At 40.8% G+C, this 10,919-nt stretch carries 14 protein-coding genes; 9 read left to right on the plus strand and 5 right to left on the minus strand.

Going from position 1 to position 10,919, the window contains the following annotated elements; translation table 11 throughout:
• Positions 1-12 precede the first annotated feature (12 nt).
• The 3 genes from IPH84_03350 (at position 13) to IPH84_03360 (ending at position 3,835) form a co-directional block, all read left to right on the plus strand.
• Positions 13-846, plus strand: a complete 834-nt coding sequence (locus tag IPH84_03350; GenBank protein MBK7172271.1) for an MBL fold metallo-hydrolase — start codon at positions 13-15, stop codon at positions 844-846.
• Positions 847-970: 124 nt separating this feature from the next.
• Positions 971-2,668, plus strand: coding sequence for an alpha-glucosidase (locus tag IPH84_03355; GenBank protein MBK7172272.1), 1,698 nt, complete (start codon positions 971-973; stop codon positions 2,666-2,668).
• Between the two features lie 177 nt (positions 2,669-2,845).
• A complete protein-coding gene (locus IPH84_03360; GenBank protein MBK7172273.1) occupies positions 2,846-3,835 on the plus strand; it encodes an AlkZ family DNA glycosylase in 990 nt (329 codons plus the stop codon).
• An 87-nt stretch (positions 3,836-3,922) separates the two neighbouring features.
• Here the strand turns inward: IPH84_03360 and IPH84_03365 are convergent, their stop codons facing one another.
• Both IPH84_03365 and IPH84_03370 read right to left on the minus strand, forming a co-directional pair.
• Positions 3,923-5,860: a hypothetical protein gene (locus IPH84_03365; protein ID MBK7172274.1), complete on the minus strand. Its 1,938-nt coding sequence runs from the start codon at positions 5,858-5,860 to the stop codon at positions 3,923-3,925.
• 214 nt (positions 5,861-6,074) lie between these two features.
• Complete coding sequence (locus IPH84_03370) at positions 6,075-6,605, minus strand: nitroreductase family protein (GenBank protein MBK7172275.1); 531 nt, start codon at positions 6,603-6,605, stop codon at positions 6,075-6,077.
• 153 nt (positions 6,606-6,758) lie between these two features.
• On the opposite strand from IPH84_03370, the gene amrB reads away from it, so the two are divergent.
• The 5 genes from amrB (at position 6,759) to IPH84_03395 (ending at position 8,673) form a co-directional block, all read left to right on the plus strand.
• Positions 6,759-7,520 carry an AmmeMemoRadiSam system protein B gene (gene amrB, locus IPH84_03375; GenBank protein MBK7172276.1) on the plus strand — a complete coding sequence of 254 codons (762 nt, stop codon included), beginning with the start codon at positions 6,759-6,761 and terminating at the stop codon, positions 7,518-7,520.
• On the plus strand, positions 7,507-7,710 hold the full coding sequence (locus tag IPH84_03380; GenBank protein ID MBK7172277.1) for a hypothetical protein: 204 nt from the start codon (positions 7,507-7,509) through the stop codon (positions 7,708-7,710). Before amrB ends, IPH84_03380 begins: the two co-directional genes overlap by 14 nt.
• A complete protein-coding gene (locus tag IPH84_03385; GenBank protein ID MBK7172278.1) occupies positions 7,707-7,886 on the plus strand; it encodes an AMMECR1 domain-containing protein in 180 nt (59 codons plus the stop codon). Before IPH84_03380 ends, IPH84_03385 begins: the two co-directional genes overlap by 4 nt.
• Positions 7,865-8,194: an AMMECR1 family protein gene (locus tag IPH84_03390; GenBank protein MBK7172279.1), complete on the plus strand. Its 330-nt coding sequence runs from the start codon at positions 7,865-7,867 to the stop codon at positions 8,192-8,194. The genes IPH84_03385 and IPH84_03390 overlap by 22 nt, the downstream gene beginning before the upstream one ends.
• Before the next feature lie 215 nt (positions 8,195-8,409).
• Positions 8,410-8,673: a hypothetical protein gene (locus IPH84_03395; GenBank protein MBK7172280.1), complete on the plus strand. Its 264-nt coding sequence runs from the start codon at positions 8,410-8,412 to the stop codon at positions 8,671-8,673.
• 545 nt (positions 8,674-9,218) lie between these two features.
• On the opposite strand, the gene IPH84_03400 is transcribed toward IPH84_03395, so the two are convergent.
• The 3 genes from IPH84_03400 to IPH84_03410 all read right to left on the minus strand — a co-directional run bounded on the left by IPH84_03400 (position 9,219) and on the right by IPH84_03410 (position 10,295).
• Entirely contained in the window at positions 9,219-9,554 is a 336-nt protein-coding gene (locus tag IPH84_03400) for a gliding motility-associated C-terminal domain-containing protein (protein MBK7172281.1), read from the minus strand.
• 64 nt (positions 9,555-9,618) lie between these two features.
• The gene (locus IPH84_03405) at positions 9,619-9,876 is read right to left on the minus strand and encodes a hypothetical protein (protein ID MBK7172282.1); all 258 of its coding nucleotides are present in this window, start codon (positions 9,874-9,876) and stop codon (positions 9,619-9,621) included.
• 68 nt (positions 9,877-9,944) lie between these two features.
• Positions 9,945-10,295: a hypothetical protein gene (locus IPH84_03410; GenBank protein MBK7172283.1), complete on the minus strand. Its 351-nt coding sequence runs from the start codon at positions 10,293-10,295 to the stop codon at positions 9,945-9,947.
• 348 nt (positions 10,296-10,643) lie between these two features.
• Between IPH84_03410 and IPH84_03415 the strand changes: the two genes are divergently transcribed.
• A partial coding sequence (locus IPH84_03415) for a hypothetical protein (protein MBK7172284.1) occupies positions 10,644-10,919 on the plus strand: 276 nt, incomplete at its 3' end.

Raw genomic sequence — 10,919 nt, forward strand, 5'->3', positions numbered from 1 at the left:
TAAAACCCTTAAATGAAGATTAAAAAGATACTATTGTACCTGGGAGGAGTCATCCTTGTAATGATGATGGCACTCATCATTTATCTTTACCCGTTTTACACATTTTTCTTCACTGATAATTCCACAATTATCGATGAAAAGCTTACGATGATAAGTGGAGCGGGGAATAGCTGTCTTTTGGAAACAGACAGTGCCATTGTAGTGATTGACACTAAAATGGGGAAAATGGGAAAAAATCTCGAAGTACTTGCCCGGGGAAAAGCCAATAACAAGAAAATCATTGTGATCAATACACATATCCATGGCGACCATATCTATGGAAACAGGAATTTTAAGAATTGCACCATTTACATGGGTGCTTATGGCTCCATTTTTGCGAAAGCCAATATTGAACCTGAAGATTATCCAACCCATTTTGTAAAAGATAGTATTGTGCTTAAACTGGGAGATGAAACCCTTGTCCTTTATAACATTGGCCAGGCTCACACCTTCGCTGATATGGTGATTTATATGAAAACCAGGAAACTACTGGTATCCGGAGACCTTATCTTTAATCAGATTCATCCGGCACTCATTCGAGAAGATGGCACAAATATTGAAAAATGGAGCCGCGCCCTGGATATTCTGCCGGGATTATGGGAAATTCAAACCATTATTCCCGGCCATGGCAACCCGGGTGGAATCGATCTGCTGCTGGATCTCAAAACCTATTTTATAGATCTGAAAAAAGCTTCACTTTCTGAAAAGACTTCAGAAGAGATCTTATTGAAATACAAATCATGGATGAAGATGCCACTTATGTCTTCTACTGAAAGGACATTGGATTATATCAGAGAGAATCCATAAACTGATTTTCTTGTCGCATCCTGATTCCTCACTCATTACTTTTTTCAAATTTTCAATCAAGCCCCCGACTATTAGGCTTTCAGATTTCATATTACTTTTGCCAATAGTAAAATCCGGTCATAAGATGGGCAATAATCAATATACTCCAGGGCTTTCTGATAGTTGCTGGTGGAAGGAAGCAGTCGTTTATCAAATCTATCCCAGGAGTTTCATGGACAGTAACGGTGATGGAATCGGAGACCTGAAGGGGATCACCTCTAAACTCGACTATATCAAAGACCTGGGCGTTGATGTAGTATGGCTTAACCCCATCTTTGCCTCTCCAAATGACGATAATGGTTATGACATCAGTGATTACAGGGAAATAATGTCCGATTTCGGAAACATGCAGGACTTTGATGAATTGCTGGAAGGAATGCATGCCCGGGGGATTCGGCTGGTACTTGATTTGGTAGTAAACCATAGCAGTGATGAACACCCCTGGTTTGTTCAAAGCAGGTCAAGCTGTGATTCTTCATACAGGAATTATTATCATTGGTGGCCTGAAGAAAAAGGAACACCTCCTGCACGATACAGTATTTTTGATGTTGAAAATAATGCCTGGATGTATGATGCTCATACAAAAGCCTGGTACTTACATTATTTTTCGAGGAAGCAGCCGGATTTGAACTGGGAAAACCCCTTATTAAGAGAAGAAATATATGAAATGATGCGGTTCTGGTTCGGGAAGGGCATTGATGGATTTAGAATGGATGTAATCTCCTTTATTTCTAAGGACACTTCATTCCCTGAACTTGAGTTCCAAACCGACCAGGAATTCCTGCAGTACTATGCTAAAGGCCCTCATTTACATGATTATTTGCAGGAGATGAATGAAGAAGTCCTTCGGCATTATGACATAATGACGGTTGCAGAAGGGGCTGGAGTTATTTCAGATGATGCCATTAAATTCGTCGATCCTGATAGGAAAGAGCTGAATATGTTATACCATTTTGAAGGAACAGACCTTAAACCTCAGCCTGGCAGAATAGATCCCGGGTATGATCTTTCTGCTTTTAAAGATATCTACACTAAATGGGATCAGGTTTATGAAAATACGGGTTGGGGAACAATTTACCTGGGGAATCATGATCAACCCCGAATGGTGAGCCGGTGGGGAAACGATACCCCCGGATTCAGGTTCCTCTCTTCAAAAATGCTTTCTACCTTCTTGTTAACAATGAGATCGACACCTTATGTGTATGCAGGTGATGAATTGGGAATGGCAAATATCCGGTTTAAGGATATCAATGAATACAATGATATTGCAACCCTTAACCGGTATCATAAAATCGAAGCAGAAGGAGGTGACACTCATGCTTTTCTTGAAGAAATGAAAGATTTTTCCCGCGACAATGCACGTACACCTTTTCAATGGGATAATAGTGAATATGCCGGTTTTACAAAAGGAATTCCCTGGATCAGCCTGAATCCTGATTATCTCCAGGTAAACGCAAAAATCCAGGAGACAGATCCTGATTCAGTTTTAAATTATTTCAGGCGACTTGTCCATTTGCGTAAACAACACAAGGCATTAATTTATGGAAAGTATTCACTTCTTGACAAAGAAAACCCAAAGGTTTATGCTTATTCCAGATCATGGGAAAATGACACTTACCTGGTTTTGTTAAACTTCAGCAAATCAATGGCTACTTTCAACATTCCCTGGGAACTTTCTGAATTATCTCTCTTGCTTGGAAACTATAATCCCTCATTTATTACTGATAGTCTTCAACCTTTTGAAGCCATTGTAGCCAAGGTTATCCAACGAAAATCTGAGTGATAACCAGTTCTAATCCAATGGCTATATCATGCTAAAGAACAGAAATCTGAATTTGTTGTTTTCATTGAACATAAGTCCAAGATATTGATATCAGCACAAGACATAAGGAAAATCAGGCTATGGAATCAGCATTTATCCGGTGGGCAATGTAACACCCCTTTAGATCTGGTAAAATGGATGGGAGCTCTCCAGGCCCAGGATAAAAGCATGGTTAAGTGGGCAATAGGAAGCAGGCTGGCAGATATAAATATTACTTCTGTTGATGATGCCCTGGATAGAGGGGAAATCCTTCGGACCCATGTCCTCCGTCCAACCTGGCACCTTGTCCCTGCAAAAGATATTGGATGGATGATTGCACTTACAGGCCCACGGATCAGGTCATCCACAACTTCAAGACTTCAGCAGCTTGAGTTAACCCCTGAAACATTGCATCTTAGCAATGATCTGTTATGCAAGGCATTGGATGAAACCGGGCATATGAGCCGGGAAGATTTGATGTTACATCTGCAAAGACATGGCATCATGACCGATGAGAACCGGTCCTCACACATCCTGATGAATGCTGAAATGGAGGGTTTGATCTGCAGTGGCCCCAGTCTTTCAGGTAAACAAACCTATGCACTATTGGCTAAAAGGGTGCCTGAAAAGATATCTCTTACAAAGGAAGAAAGTCTTTATGAATTGGCCAGAAGATATTTTTTAAGCCATGGTCCGGCTACCCTGGCAGATTTTTGCTGGTGGTCAGGCCTCGGTATCCATGAGGCAACAACCGGCATCAGTTTAAACATGAACGGTATGATTAAGGCAACGAACGGTTCTTCTGAATATTGGTTTTTTGAGCCAAAAACACCGGCTTACAACAAGCATCCTCAAGTTTTCCTACTACCTGCCTTTGATGAATTCGTGATTAGTTATAAAGATCGCAAGGAAATAATCCCTGTTTCAATCCAGAGAAAAGCCATTTCGAATAATGGCATCTTTTATCCCATTGTATTATATAATGGAGAGGTGATTGGAACATGGACAAGAAAACATGGTCCCCGCCAACTATCAATCAATATCCGTTACTTTAGCAAGCCTGGTCTGGCCGTTCAGGAGCAGGTTAATCGTCGGGCTGAAGAGTTAGGGATTTTCTACGGACAAAATGTGAAAATTTCCCATGAATAACCCCCCGAGTTCATTGTTTTACAACTCATACGGCATAAAAAAGGCGGACAATCATCCGCCTTTCATATAAATATGCGTATCCGTTTCTCATTTTATCATTTTCAAGGCTTCATCAACAGCTCTCAGCATAGGTTCAACGGCAATTGGTTTCCCTACAGCACCTTTCATCCATGCCTGAGGGACAAGACGTCCTTGTTGGTACATACGATCTACCTCATCAGCAAATTTCCTGTCTTTAATAAAACCATCGATTTGGAAGTCGATAAGATGACCAACAGGATAGTTTGAAAGATAAAGTGGGTTATCGATCATATGTGAATAGATGGCGAGAATAGGTTCATCTTTAGTGCCAAAAACCGGAGCATAGTACTTGTTCCAGACTTCTTTGGCAATACTGATTACTGAAGTTTTCAATTCAGCGGGAGTAGCTTTCGGATTTTCGTACATCCACTTCCATACCTGCATATCTACCAGTGAAACACCCATTATTTCATAGCTTGACCAAAGGGCATCCAATGCGGCATTATATTCCTTATTGGGATCATTATCATTAATACCCAAAAGAGAAAGATCTCTTTTTTGGAAAAGGAAAGCCAGGGCTTCTGTAAATGCAGTGTTTGGCACCCCGGATAACATATAATAATCAATATCGTAAAGGTCAATGGTTTGTTCAACATTATGCCCAAATTCATGAGTGGCAATATTATACCCCTTGTAGTTCATTCCCTGTGGAGAGAGGCGGGTTCTCAACCTAGCTTTATCACCTTTCATATAGGCGCCGGCAGCATGTCCGGAACCTCTTGCCGGGTCCACCTGGATTTTTGATGCAATGTAGTCGGCACGTTCCGGGGCCCAACCCAGTTTCCTAAGCATAACAGGCATGTCCTTTTCAAAGGCTTTGGCATCAGGGTAAAGACCAGTAGTTTTGGCAGTGAGTTCATCTTCATTGATACTGCTTCTGGCTTTAAATCCATCGTACCAGATATCAAAAGGCTGTAGATCCCGACCAAGACGATGGCTGATCAGTCTTCCCACCTCGCTCACCTGTAAGGAGGTAATCAGGGTAATAAAGAGTTGCTCCACATCTTTTTCAGGGATTTCCATACTCAGTTCGAATGCTCTCTGGCTGTAAGTTGGATAGGCCGGGTAGTAAGGATCCACAGCTTTCATGGCTTTAAAGTTGTTTAGCAGCATTTCATACCGTCTGTCGGGTTCCGGAGTAGCTGTTACCTCTTTAGCATCTTTAAACAACTTGTTATCAATAGGATTCCATTTGAATTCCGGGTTATTGATCACATTTTCAGGGATACTCTGATCGATAATTCTTTTCATTACCGCATATACCATCTTTTGTTTTTCAAGTCCATCTGGTTTACCGTAATGAGATTTCAACTCATCTCTTAATCCCCAATGTGAGATCAATTTCATCTCCGAAGGGAAATAGGTTTTGCCGGATGCGTCCACCAGGTTGCCCATCATGATATTGTATTCCGAAATATACAAATCAGATTTGCTCAAGGCTTCTGTAACCTTTTGATTTAGTTCAGCAGGCACTCTGGAAGTGAATACATCTCCCATACGGGCATACGCCCATTGTTTTCTTGTCCAGGACGCTCCTAATTCTGTCTTTTCAGTAAGGGTATAGAAAGGAAAATTTAAAGCTGTAATAAATGCAATTTTATTCTGAAAAAGGTCATCTGTTAAATGGGCTGAAGGAGAAAATGAAGCAAACATTTCATCAATGGGAGTTAAAGCCGGACCATCCATATCAACTGGTAAGCGAAGATCCATTCCCATTTTATTAAAGTTTCCATATAACACTTCAAAAGCATCCTGCAGCTTTAGGAAAAGGGTGTTTAATGCCGCCGTGTCATTTACAAAATGCTGTTCGCAAAATGCTGTAAATTCCTCAGAAGAACCGTCTTCCTTTTGCCAGAGGGATGCAACTTGTTTAACCCCTCTTTCAATCCTGAACTTTGCTGTTTCTCCGCAGGAATCTGTTAGTTGTTTGATTACTTTATCCATGGTTGCCTGTTTGATAAAGGTTACCGATGCCCCGGATTTCCCGGAGGGTTGTTTACAACCTGCTAAAACTAAAGAAAGAAAGCAGGTAAAAAAGGAAAATTTTTCTCATCTCAGTTTGTGTTGAATGTGAGTGGTAGAATGGTGTAAATGTATATAGTTTTTTGAATGGACGACAATCACTGTTTTCAATTTAAAACTGACTATCTGGAAATCGTCAGAATGAATTGTAACTGGAAATTTCTTCAATTGTTTTTCGGATTTTTTTTCGTGTTGGATAACCCTCTTCGGCATATCCAAGGCTGATTACAAGAGAAACCGTTTTATCGGAGGGAATATTTAGTAATTTTCTCAACTGCTTCTCATCATACCATCCCATCATGCAGCTGCCCAATCCTTCCTCTGCTGCCTGCAAACAAAAGTGCTCCGCTGTAATTCCCACATCAATTAACCGCCACTCCTTCTTTTTAAGAATCATGGCAAACCTGTTAAGCAGCCTTGGTTTCGTCATTACCAGAACAACTAATACCGGAGCCTGTAACGCGAATTTGTTGAACTTCACTGAACCGGAAAAAGTCGCTTTTGCTACTTCTGTCCGAAGCGGCTCTTTGTCAACAATAATGAAATGCCAGGGCTGTGAATTACTTGCTGAGGGTGCAAGACGGGCTGATTCAAGACAACGGCCTAGTTTTTCTGCTTCTACAGGCCTGTTAGAATACTTCCTGACACTTTGCCTTTGGGCAACCAGGCAAGAAAAGACATTGAATTGTTTTTTTGAGTAACTTTATAATGAAATAGCTTCTTGCACGCTATGATACCATCAAAAATACAACTTTTAGCCTCAGTCATACTAATGAGCTTCCAGGCAAGTTGCTGTTTAAGAAATAATCCAGCAGAATTTATGAATCCACCTGACTCCATCCTGATTGATAGAAAGCCTGCAGTAGCCGGCCAGTTTTATCCTTCAGAGGCTAAAAAACTGGAATTAATGGTAGCCGGATATTTAAAAAAAATAAACATCCCTTCTGATGCAGTAACAACCCAGGCTATTATTACCCCTCATGCAGGCTTTGTATTTTCCGGCCAGGTTGCTGCAGCCGCATTCAGGCAGATTGATCCCAATAAGGCATATAAAACAGTGTTCCTCATAGGGTGTAGTCATCGGTCCTCCTTTGCCGGGGGCTCTGTTTATACAGAGGGTAATTTCATAACTCCATTAGGCAAAGTGGAGGTAGATCTGGAATTGAGCAGACGTTTGGCTAAAGACAACTCCTTTCTTTCCTTCAATCCTGCTTACCATAATGAAGAACACTGCCTTGAAGTACAATTACCTTTTTTACAACAAACCCTCTTAAAGCCTTTCAGGATTGTTCCTATTTTATTGGGGACCAGAGACAAATTAATTTGTAAGCGAATTGCAGAAACTTTAAAACCTTATTTCAGGGAGGAAAACTTATTTATCATCAGCAGTGATTTCTCACATTATCCTTCCTATTCTGATGCCTGCAAAGTGGATAAAGTGCTGGCTGATGCTATTCAAAGTAATGATCCATCGGGATTTATCCTACGAAGAATCATGCCTGACAAAATCTATTCCCAACCTTGCCACAGGCTGCTGCTCATGGCCGGCTATACTGACATTGCTATACATGACCGAAAATGACACATCCATCGTTTATAAGCAAATTATGTATAGAAACTCGGGAGATTCTGACTATGGTGATCATGAAAGAGTTGTCGGATACCATGCCATCAGCATAAAACGTATGCCTAAAGATACCGGGTTCTCGCTGTCGAAAGAGGAACAACAAATGTTGCTTTCTATCGCACGCAATACCATAAAGAGTATTTGAATAGTGAGAAAATCCTGAAAATTGATACAAGTTCCCTTTTGCCCGGATTAAAACAACTAGCCGGAGCCTTTGTAACTTTAAGGATAAATGGATCGTTGCGAGGTTGTATTGGTCGGTTTGAATTCGACAAACCGCTTTTCCACATCGTTCAGAAATGTCCGTTGCAGCTTCTGTAAGTGATTACCGCTTCTCACCCCTTGAACCTGAAGAGTTAGAAAGCACAGAACTGGAGATTTCCGTTCTCACTCCTTTGAAAAAAATTCACTCAATTAGTGAAATTCAGTTGGGACGAGATGGAATCTATATTAAAAAAGGAAATCACGCAGGCACTTTTTTGCCCTCTGTTGCCACTGATACAAAATGGTCCCTGGAAGAATTCCTTGGTCATTGCTCCAGGGATAAGGCAGGAATTGGCTGGGATGGCTGGAAAGACAGAGATACTGAAATTTTCATTTACCAGGCTTTTAGTTTTGGGGAAGATTAATCCTTCTATCCATAACCTTAAAGCCCCGCAAAATCCTCAATACGTAAAGTTAAATTTTCAAGGATTCAATCAGCAAAATATCATTGTGTTTCAGTATATTTGATTCTGTTTTTCAACTTGTCAATTCAAAATATTCATTTTTTATACTACTGTAATTCGCTGATTTATAATTTGTTTCTTTTCTATACCTGTTCAATTATTAAACTTTTCATCCGATGAAGCTAATCTCTTATGTTTCAGATTTTTTCTCATTACTCTATCCAAGGTTATGCCTTGCTTGTGGAAACTCCCTTTTTAAGCACGAACAGGTACTCTGCACTCAATGCCTTTTTGATCTTCCAAAGACAAATTACCATAAAGTCCCCGACAATCCATTGGACAAGATTTTCTGGGGCAGAGTACCTGTTTTCAGAACCGCAGCATTATATTTCTTTGTGAAAGGTGGAAAGGTTCAGCATTTGGTTCACCAACTTAAATAAAGGAATGAAGAAGCCGGAATTTATCCGGAAAACTCCTTGGCAAAGAATTAATGCTGGAACAGGATTTTAAAAACATCGATGCGATAATTCCTGTACCACTTCACTGGAAAAAGCTTAAAAAGGGGATATAATCAAAGCGAACAATTTGCCATTGGACCCTTTTGAGTCCACAGGAATACCAATAGATACAACTTCTTTTATCCGAAGCGTTTGCTACTGAAACACAGACCAGGGAAACCCGTTTTGCCCGTTTTGAAAATGTAAAAGAAATCTTTAAAGTCACAGATGTTTCAAAGCTGAGCAATAATACATCTTGTTTGTTGATGATGTGATTACAACTGGATCCACTCTGGAATCCTGTGCCAATATTCTTCTGACAGTTCCGGGACTTAAAGTTAGCATCGCAGCCATTGCCTATGCTGTCGAATAATTCCCTGAATTTATAAACCCGCTACCACTAATGAGTTCTTTTTCCCGGGTATGATCTGGAAATTCTTATAAATATCCTGCCAGAACAGCTGTGCGGTTAAATTTTTCAAATTCACTCATATCAAATACTTCACATGAACAATATAACGACCAATAATAGCTTTTTGCCTCCTGTTATCAATTCCATCCCAGGTCCAGCTTCCTTGTGAGCCACAAAGTTCATTGATAACCAGGTTCCTCACCAGAACTCCGCTGGCATCATAAATGTTAACAGTAGCATTATTTCCGGGAGACTCAAATGAATATGCAATTATGAGGTTGTCATCGCGACCATCATTATCAGGAGAGAAAATATTGGGCTCAAGAACGATAACATCCTTTATTCTGGCAATTTCCCATATTGGGAATTCTGCAAAGCCGGAGTTGCAAACCCAGCACTTTAGCTGCCGAATGTCAGTTAAGTGTTATCGGATCCGGTCGTTAGGGCGCACCTTTCCAATGAAACGCCTCTCATTATCAAACGCTTAGGAGCGGGTAGTGCATCTCTTCTGAATAGCACACCAATGATATGAATTTCACCTCTGTTTCCCTTAGCAGGGAAATTGCCCCCTCATCAGTCCCTAGCGGGGGAGTGATTCCTTCCTGGATAAGCCCGGCCGGGTTCCTGGAGGAGTGACATCGCTGAAGAGAGTTGACGTATCCGTTGTAATGTTCAATTATATTCCCTGGGAAAATCAACCTGGATCGTTCGTTTTCCACCTGTAATTCTGACACACCTGATTGAAATTCCCAGACAATGTATCATACTCACCCAGTGTTAGTCTCAGAGGATCCAACACTTTTTAGAAACGGTTAAAAGAAATTTCAATAAAATCACTGCAACCTTCTACAGGATTAAAAAGTATTATTTCATTGATAACAAGAGTCATGGCCTTTTTTTGATGCTTTTTCTTGCAGGTAAGGCAACCCGGGTCACCGTAACCTGAACGAAAAGAAAGCGTTTGTGTTGTGAAATGTTTGTGTCTATCCATGTGAGTGCCGGAACAATCCTCAAAGAATCCCTGAAAGGTGATGGTATAAATTTTCCCTCTGATTACTTCAGGCAGGTTCAACGCTTCCTGTTTGAATTCCGGACTCACAGCTACTGCAGATATTGTTGGATAAACTAGTACCTGATCTATACTATAATTCATGGTTTACGAGAGTGCAGGCTGTCCATGCTTTTCCAAGAAAACCCTGACCCTTGAGACATTAAGGAATCCATGATTCCTACAGCCGAGACTGTCGGATTCTGTAAATCAGGATTAGGCCGGGAAACAGAGATTTAACATCTCCCCAGGCGTCCTCCCCCGGTCATCAGTGGAAGCCATCCAGTTTCTATCTGCACCACAAGGATAAAAGGATCAATTTGTTCCAATGACCACCCCCCTTGTTGCTTAAATCATTCTTATACCAATGATCCTGATAAGAAACTGAATAATCGTTGCATTGTAAGGACTCCTCGCTGCTTAAGCGTTATTTCCAGCCTCCTGTATTTGACAATGGTAAAGGCAAGTGTAAATCCAATAACCGTTTGCACCAAGAAACAATTCATCAGTATAAAGTCGTCGCATGAGAAGAATAAATCTTTTGGAGATATTGTTTTCAAGACAGTCCTTAATGGTACTTCCAATGTAATACTGATACTCAGCCGGTCAGTTACAATTGTCAAAATCCGAATTGTTAAACAGTTCAATATACTCATAGGCCAGCAATCCCAGCGCCAGAGGATCCAGTCGGCCATAAAGATTTCTGCTTCAATCAGCGAAATCAAATCG

This window comes from Bacteroidales bacterium, from assembly GCA_016707785.1.
Taxonomy (GTDB): Bacteria; Bacteroidota; Bacteroidia; order Bacteroidales; family UBA4417; genus UBA4417.

Excerpts from the sequence above, each read along its gene's own strand:
- IPH84_03350 (MBK7172271.1), top strand. The coding sequence starts at position 13 with ATGAAGATTAAAAAGATACTATTGTACCTGGGAGGAGTCATCCTTGTA.
- IPH84_03355 (MBK7172272.1), top strand. The coding sequence starts at position 971 with ATGGGCAATAATCAATATACTCCAGGGCTTTCTGATAGTTGCTGGTGG.
- IPH84_03360 (MBK7172273.1), top strand. The coding sequence starts at position 2,846 with ATGGGAGCTCTCCAGGCCCAGGATAAAAGCATGGTTAAGTGGGCAATA.
- IPH84_03365 (MBK7172274.1), bottom strand. The coding sequence starts at position 5,860 with ATGGATAAAGTAATCAAACAACTAACAGATTCCTGCGGAGAAACAGCA.
- amrB (MBK7172276.1), top strand. The coding sequence starts at position 6,759 with ATGAATCCACCTGACTCCATCCTGATTGATAGAAAGCCTGCAGTAGCC.
- IPH84_03380 (MBK7172277.1), top strand. The coding sequence starts at position 7,507 with ATGACCGAAAATGACACATCCATCGTTTATAAGCAAATTATGTATAGA.
- IPH84_03390 (MBK7172279.1), top strand. The coding sequence starts at position 7,865 with ATGTCCGTTGCAGCTTCTGTAAGTGATTACCGCTTCTCACCCCTTGAA.
- IPH84_03395 (MBK7172280.1), top strand. The coding sequence starts at position 8,410 with ATGAAGCTAATCTCTTATGTTTCAGATTTTTTCTCATTACTCTATCCA.
- IPH84_03410 (MBK7172283.1), bottom strand. The coding sequence starts at position 10,295 with ATGAATTATAGTATAGATCAGGTACTAGTTTATCCAACAATATCTGCA.